The sequence below is a fragment of the Actinoallomurus rhizosphaericola genome (assembly GCF_024055675.1).
In the GTDB taxonomy this organism is placed as follows: domain Bacteria; phylum Actinomycetota; class Actinomycetes; order Streptosporangiales; family Streptosporangiaceae; genus Actinoallomurus; species Actinoallomurus soli.
The window spans coordinates 140780-164143 of sequence record NZ_JAMXMW010000012.1 but is presented as its reverse complement, the minus strand read 5'-3'; the positions used below and the strand labels follow the sequence as shown (position 1 = coordinate 164143).

At 70.6% G+C, this 23364-nt stretch carries 18 protein-coding genes and 1 riboswitch; of the genes, 13 read left to right on the top strand and 5 right to left on the bottom strand.

Translation table 11 applies throughout. The features are described 5' to 3' along the window. Positions 1-44: 44 nt before the first annotated feature. Together NE234_RS25845 and NE234_RS25840 are read left to right on the top strand one after the other, a co-directional pair. Positions 45-785: a class I SAM-dependent methyltransferase gene (locus tag NE234_RS25845; RefSeq protein WP_252783229.1), complete on the top strand. Its 741-nt coding sequence runs from the start codon at positions 45-47 to the stop codon at positions 783-785. After that, entirely contained in the window at positions 782-1492 is a 711-nt protein-coding gene (locus tag NE234_RS25840) for a hypothetical protein (protein ID WP_252783228.1), read from the top strand. The genes NE234_RS25845 and NE234_RS25840 overlap by 4 nt, the downstream gene beginning before the upstream one ends. Here NE234_RS25840 and NE234_RS25835 read toward each other — a convergent pair. After that, the gene (locus NE234_RS25835; RefSeq protein WP_252783227.1) at positions 1440-2480 is read right to left on the bottom strand and encodes a hypothetical protein; all 1041 of its coding nucleotides are present in this window, start codon (positions 2478-2480) and stop codon (positions 1440-1442) included. The two genes, NE234_RS25840 and NE234_RS25835, sit on opposite strands and share 53 nt — an antisense overlap. A 207-nt stretch (positions 2481-2687) precedes the next feature. Here NE234_RS25835 and NE234_RS25830 point away from each other — a divergent pair, with 207 nt between their 5' ends. Further along, the gene (locus NE234_RS25830; protein ID WP_252783226.1) at positions 2688-3134 is read left to right on the top strand and encodes a GNAT family N-acetyltransferase; all 447 of its coding nucleotides are present in this window, start codon (positions 2688-2690) and stop codon (positions 3132-3134) included. A gap of 10 nt (positions 3135-3144) precedes the next feature. Here the strand turns inward: NE234_RS25830 and NE234_RS25825 are convergent, their stop codons facing one another. Next, entirely contained in the window at positions 3145-3906 is a 762-nt protein-coding gene (locus NE234_RS25825) for an AraC family transcriptional regulator (protein WP_252783225.1), read from the bottom strand. An 85-nt stretch (positions 3907-3991) separates the two neighbouring features. On the opposite strand from NE234_RS25825, the gene NE234_RS25820 reads away from it, so the two are divergent. Together NE234_RS25820 and tenA are read left to right on the top strand one after the other, a co-directional pair. Beyond that, positions 3992-4780 (top strand): sulfite exporter TauE/SafE family protein, encoded by a 789-nt coding sequence (locus NE234_RS25820; protein ID WP_252783224.1) that lies wholly within the window; start codon positions 3992-3994, stop codon positions 4778-4780. Between the two features lie 53 nt (positions 4781-4833). After that, a riboswitch (TPP riboswitch) is annotated at positions 4834-4931 on the top strand. A gap of 61 nt (positions 4932-4992) precedes the next feature. Then, positions 4993-5673, top strand: coding sequence for a thiaminase II (tenA, locus tag NE234_RS25815; RefSeq protein ID WP_252783223.1), 681 nt, complete (start codon positions 4993-4995; stop codon positions 5671-5673). Between the two features lie 99 nt (positions 5674-5772). Here the strand turns inward: tenA and NE234_RS25810 are convergent, their stop codons facing one another. Both NE234_RS25810 and NE234_RS25805 read right to left on the bottom strand, forming a co-directional pair. Next, a complete protein-coding gene (locus NE234_RS25810; RefSeq protein WP_252783222.1) occupies positions 5773-6435 on the bottom strand; it encodes a DUF5753 domain-containing protein in 663 nt (220 codons plus the stop codon). Positions 6436-6647: 212 nt separating this feature from the next. Then, positions 6648-7187 carry a hypothetical protein gene (locus NE234_RS25805; RefSeq protein WP_252783221.1) on the bottom strand — a complete coding sequence of 180 codons (540 nt, stop codon included), beginning with the start codon at positions 7185-7187 and terminating at the stop codon, positions 6648-6650. Between the two features lie 336 nt (positions 7188-7523). On the opposite strand from NE234_RS25805, the gene NE234_RS25800 reads away from it, so the two are divergent. Further along, positions 7524-10226 carry a beta-glucosidase family protein gene (locus NE234_RS25800; RefSeq protein ID WP_252783220.1) on the top strand — a complete coding sequence of 901 codons (2703 nt, stop codon included), beginning with the start codon at positions 7524-7526 and terminating at the stop codon, positions 10224-10226. Positions 10227-10403: 177 nt separating this feature from the next. On the opposite strand, the gene NE234_RS25795 is transcribed toward NE234_RS25800, so the two are convergent. Then, positions 10404-11459, bottom strand: a complete 1056-nt coding sequence (locus NE234_RS25795) for a LacI family DNA-binding transcriptional regulator (protein ID WP_252783219.1) — start codon at positions 11457-11459, stop codon at positions 10404-10406. Positions 11460-11663: 204 nt separating this feature from the next. Between NE234_RS25795 and NE234_RS25790 the strand changes: the two genes are divergently transcribed. From NE234_RS25790 to NE234_RS45095, 7 genes are all read left to right on the top strand, one after another. Beyond that, positions 11664-12938: an ABC transporter substrate-binding protein gene (locus NE234_RS25790; protein ID WP_252783218.1), complete on the top strand. Its 1275-nt coding sequence runs from the start codon at positions 11664-11666 to the stop codon at positions 12936-12938. Between the two features lie 7 nt (positions 12939-12945). Then, the gene (locus NE234_RS25785) at positions 12946-13854 is read left to right on the top strand and encodes a carbohydrate ABC transporter permease (protein WP_252783217.1); all 909 of its coding nucleotides are present in this window, start codon (positions 12946-12948) and stop codon (positions 13852-13854) included. Beyond that, positions 13854-14663, top strand: coding sequence for a carbohydrate ABC transporter permease (locus tag NE234_RS25780; protein ID WP_252783216.1), 810 nt, complete (start codon positions 13854-13856; stop codon positions 14661-14663). The genes NE234_RS25785 and NE234_RS25780 overlap by 1 nt, the downstream gene beginning before the upstream one ends. Continuing rightward, entirely contained in the window at positions 14660-16144 is a 1485-nt protein-coding gene (gene arfA, locus NE234_RS25775) for an arabinosylfuranosidase ArfA (protein ID WP_252783215.1), read from the top strand. Before NE234_RS25780 ends, arfA begins: the two co-directional genes overlap by 4 nt. A gap of 9 nt (positions 16145-16153) precedes the next feature. Next, positions 16154-18820 carry a glycoside hydrolase family 2 TIM barrel-domain containing protein gene (locus tag NE234_RS25770; RefSeq protein WP_252783214.1) on the top strand — a complete coding sequence of 889 codons (2667 nt, stop codon included), beginning with the start codon at positions 16154-16156 and terminating at the stop codon, positions 18818-18820. 64 nt (positions 18821-18884) lie between these two features. Next, the gene (galT, locus tag NE234_RS25765) at positions 18885-19898 is read left to right on the top strand and encodes a galactose-1-phosphate uridylyltransferase (RefSeq protein WP_252783213.1); all 1014 of its coding nucleotides are present in this window, start codon (positions 18885-18887) and stop codon (positions 19896-19898) included. Between the two features lie 421 nt (positions 19899-20319). Further along, positions 20320-23328 (top strand): hypothetical protein, encoded by a 3009-nt coding sequence (locus NE234_RS45095; protein WP_305886719.1) that lies wholly within the window; start codon positions 20320-20322, stop codon positions 23326-23328. Positions 23329-23364 lie beyond the last annotated feature (36 nt).

Genomic DNA, 23364 nt, shown 5'->3' with positions numbered 1-23364 from the left:
CCGAAGTGAAGCACGCCATCGCCGCTCCGGCTTACCCTGGGCCGGTGTTCTCGCCTCAAGGCCCATCTCCGCGTGAACTGGCGATCCAGGCGCTGTCCTCGGTCGAACGCGGCTACGACCTGCTGGCCCCGAAGTTCGACCACACGCCCTTCCGCACTCCGGACGCCGTTCTCGACGCGGCCGCCGACGCTCTGCGCCCGCTCGGGCCGTTCGGCCGGGGGCTGGACGTGTGCTGCGGCACCGGCGCGGGCCTGCGGGTCCTCGAAGCCCTGTGCCAGGGGCGGACGACGGGTGTCGACTTCAGCGCCGGCATGCTCGCGCAGGCCCGCCGGGCGCACCCGGCCGCCGGATGGGTACGGGCCGATGTCCGGGCCCTGCCCTTCGCCGGGGCCTTCGACCTGGCGGTCAGCTTCGGAGCGCTGGGGCATTTCCTGCCCGCCGAACGGCCCGCGCTGTTCGGCGGGGTGTACCGCGCGCTGCGGCCCGGCGGGCTCTTCGCGTTCCCACTCGGCGCGCCGCCGCCCGTCACGTCGGGCTGGTACTGGGCGCTGCTCGGATTCGACCTGGCCATGCGGGTCCGGAACGCCGTGTGGCGTCCCCCGTTCGTCATGTACTACCGCACCTGCCCGCTGCACGCGGTCCGCGACGACCTGACGGCGGCCGGGTTCACCGTGACGACGGTGCCCTTGATGGGCCGCCGCGACGACGGCAGCCCGCGCTACCGGCTCGTCCTCGCGCGGAAGCCACCCGCGGAGACCGACAGGCCGTATCGTCGTCCGGCGTGATCGGATTCCCGGATCTGGCTGAGGCCACCGAACGGCTCTACTCCGCCTTCGCGCGCCATCCGCTCCCCGCCGAGATCGACTACTGCGAGCATTGCGTGACCCCGGCCGAGGTCGCGGCGACGCGGGCGAGACCGCTACGCCTGCTCAGCGCGGACGACCTCCACCCGCTGATGTGGCGCGCGCTGTCCACCTGGGGCGACGAGGCGGAGCTCAAGCACTTCCTGCCCCGCGTTCTGGAGCTGATCGCCGATGATGAGGTCTCCGAACAGGCCGTCGCGTCGATCTTCTTGGAAAAGGTCGACTTGCTGTGGGCGACCTGGCCGGATGACGAGCGCGCCGCCATCGAGACGTTCCTCGGAGCCTGGTGGCCGACGCTGCTGAGCGAGTTCCCCCGCGAGTTCTCCGCGTTCTCCTTCTTGGAGTCCAATGGTGATCTCGGCGTGCCCATCGAGCCGTATCTCGCGCACTGGGAGACGCGCGAGAATGAGGCGGCGGCGCGTCACCTGGCATGGCTCGTCGCGGATATCTGGTTCGGCGCTTTCTCCAAAGCCGCGTGGTACACCACGCTCGAACATTGGGTCGAAGGCAGCGCCGTGGCGCGCCTGCTGGACGCTGCGGCGTCCACTGCGAGCACTCCCGACGCCGCCGCGGAGCTCAACCGCGCGCGCGAACTCCTAGATCAGTCACAGACGGCCGAGGAGCCGTGAGCCCGCGCAACTCCGTCGCGATGATCCAGGCGACGAGGAGGTCCACGGCGAGGCCGGACAGCGCCGCGAACTGGTTGATCGTGAACTTGAAGACCTGTCCGGCGAGGATGTCGACCAGCAGGGCCGCGTTGCACAGCCGGAAGGCCGCCGGGCGGTCGCGGGCGAGCCGCAGCACCCCGTACCCGCCCAGCGCCGCCGAGACGACGGCGCAGCAGGCCACGGCCACGACCGCGAGGGTCTGCCGTTCGGCGGGATGCGCGGTGATGACGTCGTCGGCGAGGACCCCGGCGAGTGTCAGCGCTCCCTGCGCGGCCGGGTAGCAGACGGCGATGTCACGGACGACGCGGTGTCTCGCCAGGCGACCGGCGAGACCGCGGACGCGGGCGGCCGCCGTACACACCGGTCCTGGTACGTACGGCCGGCGCTCCGGCACCGCGTCGAGGAGACGCAGGAGCGCAGCGGGCACCTCGCCGTCCAGGTCCGCGATCAGGCGCACGGCCGCTCGGCGCTCCTGCGGCGTCAGCCCCGGGCTCAATCCGGCGAGCGCCGTCGAGGCGGCGTTGGCCGTACGCTCGCGCGGGCTGAGCGGCGCCCGTGCGCCGGCCCACTGGGAGACGAGGACCAGCCCGGCGAAGGTCAGGTAGATGAGCCCGGCGGCCGGCCGGTAGAAGTATCCGGTCTTGTTCACCAGCTTGCCGATCTCGTCGATGAACAGGCCGAAGCCGACCCCGCCCACGATCGCGGCCCACAGCCGCGCCGCTCTGCCGAGGAAGGCGACGGCGATGCCCAGGCCCACGGCCATGAGCAGGCCGCCCCACAGGGCGTGCGCGATGTGCAGGTTCCCGCCGCCCACTTTGGGATAGCCGGTCTGCGCCAACAGGGCCCGCGTGACCAGGACAGTGGCGATTCCGGACAAGACGAACCCGCGAAGGTACGGCGCCGCGTCGGCCGCGCGGATGAGCCCGAGTCGGTGCATCGAAGGTCGCATCGGACGCTCAACCTACGGACGCACCGGTCGGCCGCGCATTGCCGCCATCCCCCGCTTCGCGGGTACGGCCAGCCCTACCGGAAGCCTGGACTGGTCTCGCCCTTTCGGGGGCGAGTGGCCGTGTTCGCGCCGATCGCTCGTCCGTACGCTCGGGAGCCGAAGGCGGGCCGTCGACGGCCAGGCCCCATCCGATCGTGCAGGAGACCGATGATCAGCGTTCGCAGGCTCGTTCCGTCCGACCGAGCCGCCTGGGAGGAACTGTTCCGCGGCTACATCGCCTTCTATGGGCGGGTCGAACCCGACGAGATGTACGAGGGCGCCTGGCGGGAGTTCGAGGCGGACACCCGCATCCACGCGCTCGGCGCGGAACTCGACGGACGGCTCGTCGGCATCGTGCACTTCCTCACTCATCCCAGCACCTCGATGCCGGACGCCGACGTCTGCTACCTCCAGGACCTCTTCACCGAACCCGACGCACGAGGCAGGGGCGTGGGCCGCGCGCTGATCACGGCGGTCACCGACTGGGCGCGGGCCCACGGCTGCTCCCGGGTCTACTGGCACACCCAGGAGTCGAACGCCACGGCCCGGCGGCTGTACGACGCGATGGCCGAGAACAACGGCTTCATCCGCTACCAGATCGACCTGGCGCGATAGGTCAATGCCGCTACGGCCGGGAGAAGCGGGACGGTGGCCGGCCGAAGGCGCGAGTGAAGGCGGTGGTGAATGCGGCGGGTGAGGCGTAGCCGAGGCGGGCGGCGACCTCGGTGACGGTGGCGGCACGCAGGAGAGGAACCGCAGCGAGGAGACGGGCGCGGGTGCGCCAGACGGCGGGGCTGAGGCCGGTCTCGCGGCGGAAACGGCGGGTGAAGGCGCGTTCGCTGGTGGACAGGTGGGCGGCCCATTCGGTGTTGGTCACCCCGGCGTCGGGGGCGGCGAGGTAGGCCCGGCAGAGGGCGGCGAGGTCGGCGGATGCCGGAAGGGCGACGTGCAGTGGAAGAGGCGTGAGCGCGGCGATCTCGTGGAGGAGCAGGGTGGCGATGCCGCCCTCCCGGCCGGCCAGGTCGTACTCGGCGGGGAACGCGACAGCGGCGAGGAGGAGTTCCCGGAGCAGCGGAGTGACGTCCGCGACCGTACAGGCCGCAGGCCACCACGGGACGGCGTCGGGCTCGATATAGAGGCTCCGGGTGCTGACGTCGAGCATCCGGACGCGATGACGGATGGCGGGCGGGATGAGGACGGCGCGGTCGGTGGGGACGGTCCAGGTGCCGTCGCGAGTCTCGACGATCATGACGCCGGTGGCGCCGTACAGGAACTGCGCGCGGCGGTGCTCGTGCCAGTCGAGCAGGTGCCCGGGCGGGTAGTCGGTGCCGATCGGGAGGACGGCGCGGGAGAGGTGGTCGACCTCGGCCAGCGACACGTTCTTCACCCGACCAGGCTAGTGGCCGAGACACGAAGGAATGATGCCGATCTTCGAATGCGCGCGCTCGACCCGGCCTGATGGTCTTGAGTCCGTGGAACTCGTCGTACTGCTCGGGATCGGGCTGATGACCGGGGTGACGACCGTGCTGTTCGGCTTCGGGGGTGGATTCGTCACGGTGCCGGTGGTGGTGTGGTCGGACGCCGCCCTGGGATCCGGCGCGATGCGGGTCGCCACGGCGACGTCCGCCCTCGTGATGGTGGTGAACGCGGGATTGGCCACGGCCGCCACCCGCCGGAACCTCCTGGCGGCGCTGCGCGGCCGCGCCGTCCTGCTCACGCTGCTCGCGGCCGGCGGCGCGGCCGGCGCGCTCCTGACGCGATTCGTCCCACCCGGCCTGACCCGGTGGGCCTTCGTCGGGTATCTCGTTGCGGCGATCGTGGACCTACTGGTACGCCCCGGCTTCATCCGCCCGCACGCACCGGGCGAGGCCGCACCGCGCGGCCCGCGGCCGATCCCCGCCGCCCTGGGCGCACCGATCGGCGCGGTCGCGGCGTTCCTCGGGGTGGGCGGCAGCGTCATGACCGTCCCGATGCTCCGCCGCGCCGGGCACTCCATGCACGCAGCGACCGCGCTGGCCAACCCGCTCACCCTCGTCATCGCGGTACCGGCCGCCCTCGTCTCCCTGCCCGCCGGCCCGGCCGCCGGCGCTCATCTCATCGGCCTCATCGACCCGACGGCCGCCGCCTGCCTGCTCACCGGCGCGATCCCGGTCATCATCGCGTTTCGCCGCCGCCCCCCGCGTATCCCCGACCACCTGTACGCCCGGTCCTACCTCGGCCTGCTCGTCCTCGTGACGATCACGATGCTTGCGGCGGCGTGATCCACTCCCATGCCCCCGTGAGTGGTAAGTCCCGGCCGGTCCTTGTTACGGTCGGCGGTGACGCGGGGTGCCCGGTATCTCCCGGGCTGAGAGCAGACCCGTTGAACCTGATCTAGTTAGGGCTAGCGAAGGGACGTCGCCGTGACCGGTTCTCTCCTGGTGCTGTCGCGCGTCCGTACCGTGCCGTCCGCCGACCGCTGAAGGAGATCCCGATGTTCTGTGACGAGGTGTGGAAGCGCTCGGCCCGGCTGCTCGGCGCGATCCACGAGCACCCGTTCAACACCGCACTGAGCGCGGGCACGCTGGACCGTGAGCGGTTCGCGTTCTACATCGTGCAGGACGCCCGCTACCTGGAGGCGTTCTCCCGGGCGCTCGCGGTCGCCTCGACGCGGGCCACCGACACCGACGACGCCGTCTTCTTCGCCGAGAGCGCGCACGCCGCGCTGGCGGCGGAGCGCACGCTGCACGCCGGCTACATCGAGGAGTTCGGGCTGACCGCCGAGGACCTGGCGGGCATCGAGACGTCCCCGACCTGTCTCGGCTACGCGTCGTTCCTCCAGGCGACGGCCCTCGCCGATCCGTATCCGGTGCTGGCGGCGGCGGTACTGCCGTGCTTCTGGGTGTACCAGGACGTCGGCACGGCCCTGCTCGAGAACACCGCGGACGTTGAGGAACACCCGTACCGCGCTTGGATCGCGACCTACTCCGACCCGGCCTTCGCCGAGTCCACCGAACGTGCCAAGAGCATCACCGACCGCCTGGCCGCGACGACCGATCCGGCCACCCGCGAGGCGATGACCAGCGCCTTCTTCCGCGCCACCGAGTACGAGTGGATGTTCTGGGACAGCGCCTGGCGCCGCGAGACCTGGCCCACCGCCGAGTGGCTCAGGTAGGCGTCATGAGCCGAGGCGCGGCCGTACGGTCCCGGTGATCGCAGGGACCGTACGAGCCGCGCCGTGTCGCTCAGTGATCGAGGTCGATCTCCTGCGAGGTCAGCGACGCCACCTCGACGCACGCCTCGTCGTTGACCGCGGTGCTAATTGAGCTTTTGCGCCACTGCATCGCCATTCGGTGGTCTCCAATCGCCGTTCGATCAGGATGCGCGAGGCGTCTTCGGACGCTGCCTTCTGTCCGATCCGGTCGAGGTCCAGTTTGAACTGGTCGACCTCGCCGCACATCTCGATCAGCCGACCACCTCTCGCTGCTCCAGCGTAGGCAATATCGCGGGAATCGACAGTGATGATGCGGAAGGGGCCGTCCTTCCCGATATGCGCTCCTGCCGAGCGCGGGATGATGCGAATGGAGACGTTAGGCCGCTGCATCAGTTCGAGCAGGTGCCGGAGTTGCGCCTGCATGACCTCGGGTCCGCCGATGCAGTCGTCCAGGACGTCCTCGTCCAGGAGGACCCAGACGTAGGGCGGATCCGGCCTGCCCAAGATAGTGGCCTGTCGTTCCATCCTGGCCTTGAGTGTCTCGTCGAGGTCCTTGCCGTCGCTGCTGGTTTGCAGCAGGGCTCGCGCGTAGTCCTCGGTCTGGAAGGGAGGTGGAATGTACTGCCCTTGGTAGATCCTGATCAGTTGGGCGACGGCCTCGTACGCGGTGATCGACTGGGCCCAGTCGGGGTTGTGGCCGTTCTGGGCGTACCAGAGCAGCAACTCGAAGAGGCCGCTGGACCGCCTACGAGTTCGCGCCCAAATACGGGGAGGCCGAGGAGTACCCGAGCTTCGCCGAACTGTTCCACGCGAGCAAGGATCTGATGATCAGGCTCGCCGAAAACGAGAGCTAAGTGGCCTGCGCCGCAGGTTCTCGTGGTCAGGCCGCGGTTGGCAGAGCAGGCTGATCATCGTATCCGCTCCAGATCGATCGGTCAGCCCGTCAGGCGGACGCGCCAAGGGGCGGGTGCGATCGACGCGAGGTCGCGGGCGAATCGGGTGGTGAGCCAGCGAGACGACCTACCCGGAGCGGTGATTCCTCTGCATCCGGAAAGCTGGGCATCGACCAGTTCCGCCTTCGCATGCTTGGACTGTTCGAAGTACAGTTCGGCGCCCAAGGCATCGTCCATTGGGCAGTTGAAATTTCCGGACGGCCATTTCGGCGCCGCTTCGACGTCCTTGGCAAGGCGTCGCGCCGAATCGGCATCCCCCCGCGTCAACTCGGCACGGCAGGGGTGCTGATTCATACCAGGCAGCCACACGACGACAACGCCGGCGGGGTTCGGGTGGACCGCGACCAGACCCCTCGGGCGGGCACTGTCTGAAGCACGACGCACGATGCACGGCTTAGCGTCGCCCACCGCCCGCACCATCGCTGACGGCGCCGAAGCCGGCGGCACGGCCACGACCGGATCCCCCTCACGCGCACCGACGAGCGAGCACCCCGCCCCAGCCGACGCGAGAACCAGCGTCATGATCACTAACAGTCGCCGCATACCTCGACGCCTCCGAAACCGGACAGCGCCCTAGACCCAAGAGCGCGCACCTCCTTCCATTCTGGCGCTTCCGAGAGACCCTCCGCACTCCGACCTCGGGTTTCGGTCAGTGGACCATCTGTCTTGTGGATAGTCCGTATACGCCATTCGAATAGCGGCTGGACCAGCGGTTTCGTTCCCGCCGGGACCGGAATCGCCGGGAAGTCTTGTTTCGGAAGATCCCGGTCTGGCTTACTCCGAGCAGCGGAAACGGCCTGGCCAGGCGATCGCCGTGGTTTCACCCCGCCCCGATCCGGGGCTCACGAATGGAGCACGATGCTCGGCAAGAGAACAGCGGCGGCCGCCGCGTGTGCGGCCGCCCTCCTGTTGTCCCTCTCCTCCCCCGCCGCCGCCTCCCCACCGTCGAACCAGGCGAACGGGTCTCCTTCGATCGCCGCGAACGCGCCGTGGACCTCGACGGTCACCTGGCTGGTCGGCCGGTTGTCCGTCGATGAGAAACTCCGACTCGTCCACGGCGGCACGGACCCCGATCCGCACGGCGAGGCCGGCATCATCCTGGGCGTGCCCCGGCTCGGGATTCCCGACATACGGCAGGCCGACGCACACGGTGTCAACGTCTACAAGGACGCCACCGCCTATCCGACCCGGCTCGGGCTGGCCGCCTCGTTCGACCGCGACGCCATCACGCGGTTCGGCCGCAGCGTCGGCACCGAGGGACGGGCGCTGGACGTCGACCTGATCTACGGGCCGCAGGTGGACCTGGCCCGGATGCCCACCTGGGCGCGGAACATGACGACCTACGGCGAGGACCCCTACCTGGCCGCGCAGCTCACCGGCCGGGAGATCAACGCACTGCAGAGCACCGGCCTGATGTCGCAGGTCAAACACTTCACCATCTACAACGGGCAGGACCAGAACACACCGTCGGTCGTGACCGACCAGACCGCGCACGAGCTGTACCTGCAGCCCAGTGAGGCGGCCGTCAAGGACGGCAAGGTCACCTCGGTGATGTGCTCGTACGCCAAGTTCCAGATCAGCGGTGCGGAGGCACGGCCCGACTACGCCTGTTCCAACAGCGGCGCGCTCAACGGCATCCTCAAGGACCAGTGGAACTTCAAGGGCTGGGTCACCTCCGACTACTTCGCCGCGAAGTCGACCAGCGACCTGCTCGCCGGCATGGACCAGGAGTTCGTCACCTCCTATCTGGCCCCCGCGGCGCTGAAGCCGCTCGTGGACCCGGCCTCCGCGACGTACGACAAGACCTACGCCGGCGCACTCGACCAGTCCGTGGCCCGCATCCTGTACCAGTACCAGCGGTTCGGACTGCTCGACGACTCCACCTATCCGCGCAGTGCCAAGAGCGGCGTGCGCCGCATCTCATCCGCGCCGGCCGCGGTGAACAAGCAGGCGGGCATCGCGACCAGCCGTGAGCTGGCCGACGAGGCCGGAGTACTGCTGAAGAACGACGGTGCCCTGCCGTTGCGCAGTGATCAGAGCGTCGCGCTGATCGGCCCGACCGCCGACCTGCTGCCCTCCAGCCCCGGCGGTGAGCGGTCTCGCGGCTTCGGCGACCGCAACAGGATCAGCCCGTACGACGCGGCCCGCTCCATCGCCGGAGACCGCGCCACCCTCACGCCCGGCATCGACCGGGTCGGGACCACCGTCACCGCTCTGACCACGGCCGGTGGCGCACCCGGCCTGACCCGTACGGCCAAGGACGCTAGCGGCAAGGTCATCGGCACCAAGGTCGACTCCGCCCTGGACGGCCGGCAGACCGACCTGGTCCGCGGCGACAGCTATACCTGGGACGGCGATCTCAACGTCACCACCGAGGACGACTACTGGCTGTGGCTGCAGCGGCCGATCGGCACGTCCTCGGGGAACTCCTCCGCGTACAACGGCGGGATCAACCCCGGCCTCGCTCAGGGGCCCGGCACCGGGGCGACCGGCACCGCGACGCTGTCGGTGGACGGCACCGATCAGACTCTCGCGCAGCCGTCCACCATCCTGCCCAACACCTATCCCGGCGGGCCGACGGTGAACGGTCAGTACCTCGGCCTCACCAACGTCGGCGTCAAGGTCCACCTCACCCCCGGCCGCCACAAGATCTCACTCGGCTACGCCCCCGCCGCCGACACCGCGGCCGCACCCACCGTCCGCTTCTCCTGGGCCGGAGTCCAGGCGGGGATCAAGGCCGCGGCGGCCGCCGCCGCCAAGGCCAGGACCGCGGTGGTGTTCGTCGATGACGCCAACACCACGACGACCCCGGGCGACGTCGGCACCCTGGGCGCCGACCAGGACCGGCTCATCCAGGCCGTCGCCGCCGCGAACCCCGACACCGTCGTGGTCCTCAACACCGGCGGGGCGGTACAGATGCCCTGGCTGTCCAAGGTGAAGAGCGTCCTGGAGATGTGGTACCCCGGCCAGGAAGGCGGCACTGCGACCGCCGACCTGCTGTACGGAAAGGCCGACCCGTCCGGGCGGCTTCCCGTCACCTTCCCGACCGGCGATGACGCCACCCCGTTCGCCGGTCACCCGGAGCGCTCGACCGGTCAGAACGGCCAGATCACCTGGTCCGAAGGCCTGGACATGGGGTACCGGTGGTACGCCGACACCAAGGTGGCCCCGCAGTTCGCCTTCGGCCACGGCCTTTCCTACACCACCTACGCCTACTCGAACCTGCGGGTCCAGCCCACCGGTGACGGCGATCTGGACGTGCGGGTCACCGTCCGCAACACCGGTCGCCGCGCCGGTGCCGCCGTACCGCAGATCTACGTCGGCCCCTCCCCGAACCTGCCCGCGAGCATCCAGCAGGTGTCGCGCAAGCTCGTCCAGTTCGACCGGGTCCAGCTACAGCCCGGCGAATCCCGTACGGTCCACCTGGCCGTCGCGGCCCGCGATCTCTCCTCCTGGTCCACCTCGGGCCAGACCTGGGTCCTGGGCACCGGAACCCGCACGGTCTACGCCGGGAACTCCGCCACGGATCTCCCGCTGTCGACCACCGTCACCCTCCGCTGAATCCCCGTCCCGGCACCAAGGGCCGTCATGCCGCACGGCATGACGGCCCTCCGGCCCGCGCGCCGCAGCCGCGGCACGGCTGAGCCTCGGAGCCGCCACCGTGCTCATCGACGTAGGCGTCTCGGACGGTTGACCGCGCCGGCCGCACGGCCGGAAGTCCCCTCCGCGGAGCATGGGTCACCCGGAGTGGGGCCTGCGGGTGGTCATGCCCGAGCTCTCGCGGACGCGTAGCTCGTGCCTCACGGTCACCTCGCGCGGGGGCGAGTCGATCGCCTCGATGCGGTCCAGGAGAAGGCGCAGAGCCGAGCGGGCGATGCCTGCCTTGTCCGGGCTGACCGTCGTCAGGCTCGGCACGTTGTACCGGCCGTCGTCGATGTCGTCGAAACCCACCACCGCCACGTCCTGCGGAATCCGGTAGCCCCGGTCGTGCAGCGTCCGCATCGCGCCCAGTGCCAGGGTGTCGTTGAAGCAGAACACCGCGTCCGGCGGGTGCTCCAGCTCCGTCAGGTACGCCGCCGCCTCCGCACCGTCACGGCGGTGGTACTCCCGGGCCGGCACGATCAGCGACTCCTCCACCGGCAGCCCGGCCTCCTCCAGCGCCGCCCGGAAGCCCGTCTCCCGCAGACGCGACGTGCCTTGAGCGTGGTCCGGCTGCGCGCCGATCGCGGCGATCCGGCGTCGGCCGAGACCGGCGAGGTGCGCGGTGGCCGTACGGGCGGCAGCGACATTGTCGATCGCGACGTGGTCGGCCGGTCCGGCCGAGACCCGCTCGCCGAGTAGGACCAGCGGTGTCGTGTCGACGCGTCGGGCGATGTCGAGGCGGTCCATCGCGACCGGGCTGAAAATGACGCCGTCGGCGAGCTTGGCCCCCATGCCGTCGATGACGTACTGCTCGCGCCGATCGCCGCCGCCGGTCTGGTCGATGATGATCGTGTAACCGTGCTCTTCGGCCGCATCGACGATGAGACGGGCGAGCTCGGCGAAGTAGGGCTGATCGAGCTCGGGCACGGCGAGCGCCAGGATGCCGGTGCGGCCGCGACGCAGGTTGCGGGCGCTGATATTGGGCCGGTAGCCGAGGTCGGCGATGGCGCGCTGGACCCGCTCGCGGGTGCCGGCGCCGACGGCGGCGCCGTTGATGACGTTCGAGACGGTCTTGACCGACACTCCGGCACGGGCCGCCACGTCTTTCATGCTGGCCGAGCGCCGTCCCGGCTGCGGTGACGTGCTGGTCATGGCCGGCCCCCCGGTATGTGGCTCCGTTTCGGGGACGAGAGTATATCGACTACTACATCGTTGGAAGTGTGGTGCGCTCCATCCCTCACTACTCCGAGGTGAGGGGTGTACATCGATTACCTTCACGAGTATCGTCCCGGTAATTCCGGCCCGGCGATGGGAGCCGTGCCGACGGCTCATCGCACGTGGATGAGGGGAGACGCCGTGGACCTACGCAGGAAGCTCACCGTGTTCGCCGCGCTCGCAGCGCTGGGTACCGCCGCCGCGTGCGGCGGGTCCGGTTCGTCGGGCGGCGGCAGCGGCGGCACCGTGACCGTGTCATTCTGGAACGGCTTCACCGGTGGCGACCGGCCCGGTGTCGAGCATCTCGTCGACGAGTTCAACACGTCGCACCCGAAGATCCACGTGAACATGCAGATCATGCCGTGGGACGTCTTCTACCAGAAACTGCTGCCCGCGTACGGCGCCGGCAAGGGCCCCGACATCACGGCGATGAGCGCGAACCAGCTCGCGGAGTACGCTTCCAAGCGGGTCTTCCAGCCCCTCGACGACGCCTTCTCGAGCGGCCTGATCGACAAGTCGAAGATCGTTCCCGGTGCCCTGCAGGCCGGGCAGTACGCCGCCAAGCAGTACGGCCTGCCGGCCAACTTCACCCCGCTCCTCCTCTACTACAACAAGAAGCTGTTCAAGCAGGCCGGTATCGCCGGGCCGCCGGCGAACTGGACCGAGTGGACCGCCGACCTGAAGAAGCTGACCAAGGGAAAGGGCCCTGGCGGCGCGCCGGCGCAGTACGGGCTGACCATGGGCACGCACGACTCGGTCGAGGGCATCCCGATCCTGCTCGCGGGCCAGGGCGGCGGCGTGATCGGCTCCGACGGTAAGACGGTGACGCTCGACAGCCCGCAGTCGGTCCAGGCGATGACGTACTGGACCGACCTCGTCCGTAACGACCACGTCATGCCGGTCGGCACGTCGGGCGCCGACGCCGACAAGCTCATGCAGGCCGGCACCGCCGCCATGGAGGTCAACGGACCCTGGCTGACGTCCTCCCTCGACCAAGCCAAGATCGACTACGGCGTCGCGATGGTGCCCGCCGGGCCGGCCGCACAGACCACGATCGACGACAGCGTGCAGTTCTCGGTGGGCAGCCGCGTGAAGGGCGCGGCGAAGAAGGCGGCCGAGGAGTTCATCGCCTTCTGGAACTCCCGTGACTCCCAGATCTACTTCGCCAACACGACCGGCTTCCCGCCCACCCGCACCGACATCGGCGCCGCCGACCTGAAGAACCCCAACGTCGCGGTGTTCGCCAAGTACGCGCCCAAGGCCGTTCCGCTCATGCCGGGCCAGACCCAGTTCCCGCAGATGCAGAGCGAGGTCATCGACCCGACGTTCGAGAAGATCCTGAACGGCAAGGGCGACCCGGCGACGCTCCTGAAGCAGGGCGCGACCCAGCTCCGGTCGATGGTCTCGGGGAGCTGACCGGTCCATGCGACGATCCGGTCTCCAGGCGCGCGGCGGCCTGTCGCTGCGCGCCCGGCGGCGTCTCAGCGCGTACGGCTTCATCGCACCGTCGGTGATCATCCTGGGTGTCTTCCTCGCGTCGCCGATGATCTGGTCCCTGCGCACCTCCTTCTACGACGCCTCGCAATTCGCTCCGCCCACGTTCGTCGGGCTCGGCAACTACCGGAAGCTCCTCACGGACGCGACGTTCCGGGGGGACCTGGTCAACACGCTGGAGTACGCGGCCGTGGTCACCCCGATCTCGGTAGGGCTGGCGCTGGCGTTCGCGCTGATGCTGAACCGGCGGCTGCGCGGCCGGTCGTTCTTCCGCGCCTCTATCTTCCTGCCGGCCGTGCTGTCCCTCGGCGTGATGGGAATCGCGTGGGACTTCGTACTCGATCCCAACATCGGGCTGCTCCCCCGCTGGCTGCAGCACGCCGGACTGTCGCTCGGCAACGGTGTACACGACCCGAACTGGGCGATGGCGTATGTCATGTTCGTCGGAATCTGGAAGAACACCGGGTTCTACATGGTGATGTATCTCGCCGGGCTCGGCACCATCCCGACGGACTTCTACGAGGCGGCGGCGATCGACGGCGCGGGCCCGTGGGCGAGGTTCCGCAACATCACCTGGCCGCTGCTCTCGAACACCACGCTCTTCGTGTTCGTCATCGCGGCGATCGCCTCACTGCAGGCCTTCGACCAGATCTTCGTCATGACGCGCGGCGGGCCGTTCTTCAAGACCGAGACCCTGGTCTACCTCATATATCGCAAGGGCTTCACGGACTTCGACTTCGGGTACGCCTCGGCGGCCGCGTGGGTCCTCGTCGTCCTGGTCTTCGTGATCAGCCTCGTGCAGAACTTCTACTTCAGCCGACGGCAGGTGAAGTACTGATGAGCCGCCGTGTACTGCTCTACGCCGGGCTGGTACTGGCCGTGGCCGTGATCCTGCTCCCGGTCGCCTGGATGATCTTCGCGTCACTGAAGCCGGAGGCCGACATCACCGGGCATCCCGCCCAGTTGCTGCCCCAGCACCTCACGGGGAGCAACTACCGGGAGGTGACCCGGCAGATCCCGTTCGTGCGGCAGTTCATCAACTCGGTGATCTTCGCGGGCGGCGTCACGGTCTTCTCGCTGCTGTTCAACTCGATGACCGCCTTCGCCCTGGCCCGACTCGACTTTCCCGGCAGGCGCGTGCTGTTCGTCGCGATCATCCTGTTCCTGATGATCCCGTACCAGGTCACGCTCATCCCGACCTACCAGATCGTGGCCAAGCTCGGGCTGATGAACACCTTCCCCGGCCTGATCATCCCGCGTGCCACGAACGCCTTCGGGATCTTCTTCCTTCGGCAGTTCTTCCTCGGCATTCCGCGCTCCCTGGACGAGGCGGCGCGCATCGACGGGGCCGGCGACTGGCGGATCTACGCACGGATCATCCTCCCCCTGTCCACACCGGCCCTGCTGACCATCGCCCTGTTCGACTTCATGTTCAACTGGAACGACCTGTTGTGGCCGCTGATCTTCACCACCAGCACGAAGATGGAGACGCTGCCCGCCGGACTGGCCCTGTTCATGGGCCAGCACGTCACGCAGTACGGCGTGGTGATGGCCGGGGCGACGCTCACGACCGTGCCGATCGTGATCGCGTTCCTCTTCGTGCAACGCAGGTTCATCCAGGGCATCGCCACGACGGGACTGAAATGAAGACCGCCAATCTCATCCTCGACCCCGCGTTCCGCGTCGGGCCGGTACGGCCACGCCTGTTCGGCTCGTTCGTCGAGCACATGGGCCGATGCGTCTACACCGGCATCTACGAGCCCGGCCATCCGGACGCCGACGCCGACGGGCTGCGGCAGGACGTGCTGGCGCTCACGCGGGAGATGGGCGTCACCGTCGTCCGCTATCCGGGCGGCAACTTCGTCTCCGGCTACCGCTGGGAGGACGGCGTCGGGCCCGTCGAGGAGCGGCCGGCCCGGCTCGACCTGGCGTGGCAGTCGCTGGAGACCAACGCCTTCGGCCTGCACGAGTTCATGACGTGGGCCGACCGGGCGGGGGTCGAGCCGATGATGGCGGTCAACCTGGGGACGAGAGGCGTCCAGGAGGCCGTCGATCTGCTGGAGTACTGCAACCATCCCGGTGGCACGGCCCTGTCGGACCGTCGCGTGAAGAACGGGCGGGCCGAACCGTACGACATCGGCCTGTGGTGCCTGGGCAATGAGATGGACGGGCCCTGGCAGATCGGCCACAAGACGGCACAGGAGTACGGCCGGCTCGCCCAGGAGACCGGGAAGGCGATGAAGCTCGTCGATCCGAGCATCGAACTGGTCGCCTGTGGCAGCTCGAATGGGCACATGCCGACGTTCGGGAGCTGGGAGGCCACGGTCCTCGAGCACTGCTACGACGAGGCCGACTACATCTCTCTGCACGCCTACTATGGCCAGGACGGCGATCTGCCCAGCTTCCTCGCCTCGGCCGTGGACATGGACGCCTTCATCGAAGGCGTCATCGCCACCGCCGACCACGTACGGGCCAAGCTGCACAGGTCAAAGCGGATCCAGCTCTCCTTCGACGAGTGGAACGTCTGGTACACCGACTCCTTCGACGGGGGCACCTGGCAGCAGGCGCCGCGCATGAGCGAGGACCTGTTCAACGTGGCCGACGCCGTCGTGGTCGGGAACCTGCTGATCTCCCTGCTCCGGCACGCCGACCGGATCGGCGTCGCCTGCCAGGCGCAGCTCGCGAACATCCTCGCGCCGATCCGCACCGAGCCGGGCGGGCCGGCCTGGCGGCAGACGATCTTCCATCCCTTCGCGCATGTCGCGGCGTACGCGAAGGGCGACGCGCTGCGGGTCGTACTCGACACCCCGCGGTACGAGACGGCCAGGTACGGCGATGTCCCGCTCGTCGACGCGGTCGCGACCCGCGACGACGAGGGCATCACGGTGTTCGCCGTCAACCGGGACGTCGATGAGGCCGTCGGCCTCACACTCGACCCCCGCGCCCTGCCGCCCGTGCGGAACGCCGAACGGATCGTCCTGGCCGACGCGGATCGGGGCGCCGCCAACACCGCGACCGCCCCCGGCCGCGTTACCCCCCGGCGCGGCGAGATTCCGGTACGGCCCGGCGAGCCGCTGCTCGTCGAGTTGCCGCCGGTGTCCTGGAACGTCCTCCGGCTCACCATCTGAAAGGGAACGATGCATCTCACCCTCGACGGCACTTGGGACCTCATCGTCGGCGACCCCGGGATCGCCGGGCTGGCCGACGCTCCGTCGCGGCCCGTCACCGTACCCGGGCTGTGGGAGGCGGAGGTCGACCCGGCCCTCGACGGCGTTGCGTGGTACCGCCGAACCTTCCCGTGCGACGACCCGTCCGGCCGATGGACCCTGCGGTTCGGCGCGGTCATGGACACCGCCGAGGTCTACCTCAACGGCGTCGCGCTGGGTGCGCACCTCGGCGCGTTCACGCCGTTCGAGTTCGACCCCGGCGACGCGCTCGTCGCGGGCGAGAACGTCCTCGCCGTACGCGTCACCGACCACGCCCTGACCGACCCGGAGCACCCGCGCACAGCGCACGGCAAGCAGGGCTGGGCCAACCAGGCGTTCCCCAGCCCGCCGAGCCTCTACCTGACCTACGGTGGCATCTGGCAGTCGGTCACGCTGCGCCGCCACGGGCCGATCGCCATCGAGGACGTCTTCGTGAACGGCGACCCCGAGGACCTGACCGTCGCCGTCGAACTGTCCAACCGCTCGCCGGACACCGTCACCGCCCGGGTCCGCGCGGGCGTACCCGGTGACGTGCGCGAAGAGGAGGCCGTCCTGCCGCCGGGCGGACACGGCGGGGTGACCATCGCCTTCGGCCCGGCCGGCGCGGCGCGCTGGTCGCCGGAGTCTCCGGTGCTGCACGAGGCGAAGGTCACGGTCACCGCCGAGGATGAGGTCAGCGACCAGCGGACGACGCGTTTCGGGCTGCGGACCATCACGGTCGAGGGCGACCGGCTCGTGTTGAACGGCGAGCCGTACCGCATGCGCAGCGCGCTGGTCCAGGGCTTCTATGCCGGCACTCTGTACGCCGAGCCCGGCCGCGAGGCGATCGAGGCCGAGGTCACCGAGGCCAAGCGGCTCGGGCTCAACACGCTGCGGCTGCACATCAAGGCGTTCGACCCGGTCTACCTCGACGTGTGCGACGAGCTGGGCATGCTCGTCCACTGCGACATCCCGGTCGCGGAGCCGATCGCGCACGGCGAGTTGGGTTTCACCGGCGAAGTGGCCGACCGGTGCGCCACGGCAGCGACCGAACAGGTACGCCGCGATCGGAACCACCCGAGCATCGTGCTCTGGTCGGCGATGAACGAATTGGGACTCGAGCACGAGCCGTCCCGCGCGAGCGAAGGGTACGAGGGCTTCGCGCGGCGCCTCTACGCCGCCGTGGCGGACGCCGATGCGACCCGCCCGGTCATCGAGAACGACTGGGTGGACCCCGACCCGGATCGCGTCTTCGAGAGCCCCATCCTCACCGCGCACTGGTACGGCCGGCTGTCCACGGCGTACCTGACGGAGCTGGCCGCCAAGACCGCGCCGTGGGCCGCCTCGCCTCGCCCGTTCCTGGTGAGCGAGTTCGGCGACTGGGGCCTGCCCGACCTGGGTCCGCGCGAAGACGGACCGTTCTGGTGGTACGGCGCCGACCTGAGCACGGCGATCGAGCGGACGCCGTGGCCGAGGACGGTGGCGGCGTTCGTCGAGGGCACGCAGCGATACCAGGGCATCGCCGACCGGCTGCAGGTCGAGCTGTTCCGCCGCCAGGACGGCATCGCCGGTTGGTGCGTCACCGAGCTGACCGACGTGCCGCACGAATTCAACGGCTTGTGGAGCCTGGAACGCGCCCCCAAGCCCGCCGCGCTCGCCGAGTTCTCCCTGGCCTGCGCGGACGTCTTGCCGATCGTCGCACGGGCCACCTGGACCGTGGCCGCGGGCGAGGCGGTGGAGGTGCCCGTCTCGGTGGCCAACGACGGTCCCGCGCTCTCCGGCGTGGTCCTCGAGGTCACCCTCCGCGGGCGTACGGTGCGGTACGGCCCGGTGGACCTGCCCGCGCACACGGCATCGGAGGTCGCGACGGTCCGCGTGCCGGCGCCCGAGGTGACCGGGACGCATGAGCTGACCGTACGGCTCGTCGGAGACGACGTGGTCGGATCGAACCGGTATCCCGTGCACGTGGTCTCGTCCGAGCCCGCGCGGGTCGCGGTACGGCTCGTCGGCGATGCGAGCGACCTGGCCGGGGCGGATGTCGTCACCGACGACACGGCGCCGCTCGTCGTGGCAGAGGACGCGCTGGACGCTCAGAGTGGCGCCCTGGCCGCCGAGGCGCTGGCCGCCGGGCGGGCGGTCCTCGTCCTGGCGCAGGACGCGGACCGGGCCCGGCACCTGCCGATCACGGCTGAGCTGACCGAGGTCGCCACCGCCTGGGGATCGACGCCGTTCCTGTTCACCACCGATGAACTGGCGGTGCCCTCGCTGCCGCAGGCCACCGTCCTGTCCGTCGAGTCGATGTCGATCGTGCCGGACGTGGTGTGGACCCGGATCGGCGACGGTCCGTTCCCCGGACACGTGGTCGCCGGGATGTGGAAGCCGTTCCCGGACGAGATCGCCGGCACGATCATCGGGGAGACCCGCGTCGGGCCTGGCCGGTTGCTCGTCTGTCAGTTCCCGCTGCTCGCGGCCGTACGACGGGGCGACCCGATGGCCACGGCGGTGCTCGCGGACCTCCTCCGCCACCTCGCCGCGCCTGTTCTCGGGCTACGGGCCGAGCACGACCACCTCGCCGACGGCCGGGCCATCACCTACTACGCGACGAAGGACGCCTCATGACCGAGCGGAGCGAGGGAATCGGCAAGCACAGCACCTTGGTCATGGGGCCGACGAAGGAGGTCCCATGACCGAGCGGCGATACGACCCGACCCGCGGTGAGTGGGTCACCTTCGCCACCCACCGACAGAACCGTACGTTCCTCCCGCCCGCCGACCAGTGCCCGCTATGCCCCACCGCGCCCGGCGGGCCGCCGACCGAGATCCCGCACGCGTCATACGAACTCGTCACCTTCGACAATCGGTTCCCGTCGTTCACCGCCCACCCTCTGGAGCCTTCGGTCGTCGGCGACGCGCTGACTCCGGTCGAGCCGGCGGTGGGCCATGCGGAGGTCGTGGTGTTCACCAGCGACCACGACGCCACGCTGATCGAGCTGTCGGTCGCCCGGCTGCGCGCCCTCGTGGACGTGTGGGCGGACCGCACGACCGTGCTCGGCCGGCGCCCGGAGATCGGTTACGTCTTCCCGTTCGAGAACAAGGGCGAGGAGATAGGCGTCACCCTCCACCACCCGCACGGCCAGATCTACGGCTACCCCGACATCCCGCCGATCCCGGCGCAGGAGATCACCGCCGCGCGGCGGTATCGGTCGCTGCACGGGTCGTGCGTGTGGTGCGATGTCGTCATCCGGGAGGAGAGTTCCGAGCGACTCGTCGTCACCGGCGACGCCTTCGCCGCGTACGTGCCGTTCTGGGCGCGCTTTCCCTACCAGGTGTACATCAGCGCCCGCCGCCACGCGCCCGCGCTGCCGTCGCTCACCGCACCTGAGAGGGACGACCTGGCGCGCGTGCTCAAGCAGGTGCTGGTCGCCTATGACGGCCTATTCGGCTTCTCGATGCCCTACGTCATGGCGGTGCACCAGGGGCCCGCCGTCCCCGGCTACGCCGACCTCACCCACCTCCACCTGGAGCTCTCGCCGCCCTATCGGACCGCCACCAGGCGCAAGTACCTGGCCGGCAGCGAACTGGCCGCGGGCGCGTACGTCACCGACCTGGCGCCCGAACGCACGGCCGCCGCGCTCCGCGACGTCCTCGCCCGCGAGGTGGCGGACGACGGCCACGACGAGGACCGCCCGGCCGCCTGAGCAGCGAGGCCGCGGCCCCGGTCGGCGAGACCTCGGGGCCGTGGCGGCGCTGCGGCGGCTGTGGAACCCGGCATCGAGCTGCGGCCCGGCGGTCTCCTCCTCGTCGACTGGGTGCCGCCGCAACCCGACGGGCGGCCAGCGCTGGCGAACTTCTTGTTCGACGGCGGCACCATCACCGCCGACCAGGCCGAGCAGACGCTGCACCTGGCGCCTGGGGAACTCTTCGCCGCCTGCGCTCGGAGGCCCCTCGCGTTCTTGACAGGGCGGACGACGTCGTGCGGCTCGTTTGTTCGCAGCGCCGAGGATGCGACAGTGACTGCGCCGCTTGACCCGCTTTGCCCGGATAAGATCTGGCCACGACGCTCTGTGTGGAGGTCGGGTTCGGGGTCGCCTCTCCGGGCGATGGACGGAAAGGGTGCGCGTGGCCGGGCACAAGACGCCGGACGACGATCCGAACAAGGAGCCCCCGTCCGACGATCAGTGGTCACCTCCTCCCCCGCCGCCCCCGGCCTGGGGCCCGGATCCGGCTCGGCCGACGCTTCCGCCCTGGGCCGCGCCTCCCGCGCCGCCGTACGGCGCTCCGCCGCCGGGTCTGCCCGGTTCCCCGCCGTACGCGCCACCACCGGAAGAACCCCCGCCGTCCAGCCCTCCGGCGCAGGAGGGCCCGCCAGAAGGACAGGCGCCGCCCGAGACGCAGGAGTGGGCGCCGGAGCCGGCGGCCGATCCGTGGCGGATTCCGCCGCAGCCGGTGTGGGATCCGGCCGTCGAGCCCTCCCCCGCCGTGTCCCCGCCTCCCCCGGATCCGTACGGCCCCGATGAGCAGGAGCCGCCCGGACCGCGCTTCGCCGCCTACGACGCAGGCGCTGAGGAACCGTCCCCACCGCGCTTTCCTCCCTACGACGCGGGTGCGCAGGAACCGCCCGCGCCGCGATTCCCCGCCTACGACGCGGGCGGAGGGGACCGGTCGACCGCCCTGGACCTGCCACCGTCGGCAATGGTTCCGCGGTCGACGCCACGGCCGCCCGGCGACCTCGGGCGCGACTCGCGGACCTCCGGGGAGAACACCGTCCGCTTCGACGAGCCGTGGCGGATGGAGACCCCCGGCCGGACGAGACGTCGGGGGATACCGCTGCGGCCCGTCCTCATCGGCGTCGCGGGCGTGGCGATCGCCGGGCTGGTCGCCGGCGGCGTGTACGTCCTCACCGGCGGCGACAAGAAGTCCGCGCCGAAGACGCCGACGGCCCGGCTCGCGGGCCGGCTGTTCGCGGCGGACCCGGCGGCCGGTGCGGACGGGCGGGACCAGGAACTGCTCGGGGTCGCGTCGTCGGGTTCGACCGTGGTCGCCATCGGCGGCGAGGCCGACACCGCGGACTACCGGGCCGAGTTCCTCGTCTCGACCGACGGCGGGCGCTCGTTCCGGCTCGCCGGGCTTCGTACGGCCGACGGCGCCGAGCCCGCGTACGGTGACGTCCCGCGGGTGGTCGCCGGGTCGGGCGGCGCCTGGGTCGCGCTCGGGAGTTCGCACGCGGGGACGGCCGTGTGGACGAGCAAGGACGGCACGTCGTGGGTGCGGCAGCCGGACGCGGCGGGCGCGTCCTTCGGCCGCGACCGGATCGCGCGGGTCGCGCGGACGGCGAGCGGCTTCGTCGCCATCGGCGACACGTCACAGAAGGGCGACTACAGCGACGCGGTGCCGGTCGTCTGGCTCTCCTCGGACGGCCGGAACTGGGAGCGGCTGGGCAACGACCAGCTCAGGATGTCGCTGTCCGGCGGCCCGCTGTCCCTCGTCGACCTGGCGGCCGTGGGCAACACCGCGATCGTCTACGGGTGGACGACCGATCACAAGGGCAGGGTCGTCAAGGACGCCGTGTGGCGGTCCGCCGACGGCGGGCGGTCCTGGGGATGGGTCGACGTCCCGCACCCGAAGGGCACCGCCGGTCCGGGCATCGCGATCGGGGCGACGTCGAGCGGCTTCGTCGCGGGCCGGAACGGCAGTTCGAAGTCGGAGCGGTACGGCGTGATGATGACGTCCGCCGACGGGAAGCAGTGGCAGACCGCCGGCGAGATCCACCTGCCCGGCTACGGCGGTCTGCAGCGGCTGGCCGGAACCGACCGTGGCGTGGCCGCCCTCATCGGCGGCGACCGGAAGGTCCTGCTCGCCCGCAGCACGGACGGCCGGGCGTGGCAGAACGCCGGGGAGGTGCCGACGCCGTCGAGCGTCTCGATCCAGGGCATGGCCGTGACCGCGGGCGCGACCATCGTCGCCGGGCGGGAGGCCGGGACCCAGGACGCCGACGCGGTCCTCGCGGTGCGCGATCCGCTCGGGCAGGAGATCGCGGTCGACCCCACCCGGATCGCCGGAGCGGTCGAGCCGGACCAGGCGCTGACCTCGGTGGCGACGGGTTCCCGGCTGAGCGTGGCGGTGGGCAGCACGAACGGTGACGCCGCGGCCTGGACGTCCGCCGACGGCAGGCGCTGGAGCCGGGCCCAGGCGCCCGGCCAGGTGTTCGCCCGGCCGGGTAAGCAGCGGCTCATCAGCGTGGTGTCCGGCAACGCGGGCTGGCTCGCCGTCGGGTTCGACGTGAACCATCCCCTGATCGTCGCCTCCGACGACGGGACGACCTGGCGGGCGGTCGACGGCGGGAAGGCGTTCGCGCCGGGAGGCGCCGACCACGTCGCCACGTACGCCGCGACGGTCGGGCCGGCGGGATATGTGATCGTCGGCGAGAGCGGCCTCTCGGCGGGGACGTGGCATTCGGCCGATCTCAAGAACTGGGACCGGGGCACCGGACCGGACCTCACCGGCGATCAGCAGGCCAACCGCTGGATGCGCGGCGTGGTCGGCGGCTCGTTCGGATACGTCGCGGTCGGCGGGCTGAACGATCCGGCGGTCAAGGACGCGCCGAGGGGCCGACCGGCCGCCTGGACGTCGGCCGACGGCAGGAAGTGGACGCTGCACCGGATACCGCTGCCGTCCGGCGCACTGGAGGGGTGGTTCGACAAGGTCGCCGCCGTCGGCAACGTGGTGGTCGCCACGGGGTCCGCGGCCACGGCCTCCGGCCGGAGGGCGTTCGCGTTCGTCTCGCCGGACGGCGGCGCCTCGTGGCAGGAGGTCCGGTTGCCGGCCGCCGGCCCGGACGGGCCGGACTCCAGCGACCGCAACTCCATCGTCACCGCCGCGACCGCGACCCCGCGCGGGTTCGTCGTCACCGGCGCCGGCGGGCGGCTCGGCCGTTCGGACGTCGTGCTGTGGACCTCCCGCGACGGACGCTCCTGGACCGCCCAGACGCCCGAGGGAACCGGCCTGTCCGGGCGGGGCGACCAATGGCTCACCGGGATGACACCGCTGGGCGGCGACCTGCTCGCCGTCGGAGTGAGCACCGACCACCAGGGCGAGCAGCCGACGCTGTGGCGTAGGCCGTTGCCGTGAGCGTCCCGTCCCGGATCGGGCAGAAGGCCGCGCGGT

What these genes read in the sequence shown, in the direction of transcription:
- NE234_RS25835 (WP_252783227.1), bottom strand. Translation starts at nt 2,480, where the DNA reads ATGCGACCTTCGATGCACCGACTCGGGCTCATCCGCGCGGCCGACGCG.
- NE234_RS25830 (WP_252783226.1), top strand. Translation starts at nt 2,688, where the DNA reads ATGATCAGCGTTCGCAGGCTCGTTCCGTCCGACCGAGCCGCCTGGGAG.
- tenA (WP_252783223.1), top strand. Translation starts at nt 4,993, where the DNA reads ATGTTCTGTGACGAGGTGTGGAAGCGCTCGGCCCGGCTGCTCGGCGCG.
- NE234_RS25805 (WP_252783221.1), bottom strand. Translation starts at nt 7,187, where the DNA reads ATGACGCTGGTTCTCGCGTCGGCTGGGGCGGGGTGCTCGCTCGTCGGT.
- NE234_RS25800 (WP_252783220.1), top strand. Translation starts at nt 7,524, where the DNA reads ATGCTCGGCAAGAGAACAGCGGCGGCCGCCGCGTGTGCGGCCGCCCTC.
- NE234_RS25795 (WP_252783219.1), bottom strand. Translation starts at nt 11,459, where the DNA reads ATGACCAGCACGTCACCGCAGCCGGGACGGCGCTCGGCCAGCATGAAA.
- NE234_RS25785 (WP_252783217.1), top strand. Translation starts at nt 12,946, where the DNA reads ATGCGACGATCCGGTCTCCAGGCGCGCGGCGGCCTGTCGCTGCGCGCC.
- NE234_RS25780 (WP_252783216.1), top strand. Translation starts at nt 13,854, where the DNA reads ATGAGCCGCCGTGTACTGCTCTACGCCGGGCTGGTACTGGCCGTGGCC.
- arfA (WP_252783215.1), top strand. Translation starts at nt 14,660, where the DNA reads ATGAAGACCGCCAATCTCATCCTCGACCCCGCGTTCCGCGTCGGGCCG.
- NE234_RS25770 (WP_252783214.1), top strand. Translation starts at nt 16,154, where the DNA reads ATGCATCTCACCCTCGACGGCACTTGGGACCTCATCGTCGGCGACCCC.
- galT (WP_252783213.1), top strand. Translation starts at nt 18,885, where the DNA reads ATGACCGAGCGGCGATACGACCCGACCCGCGGTGAGTGGGTCACCTTC.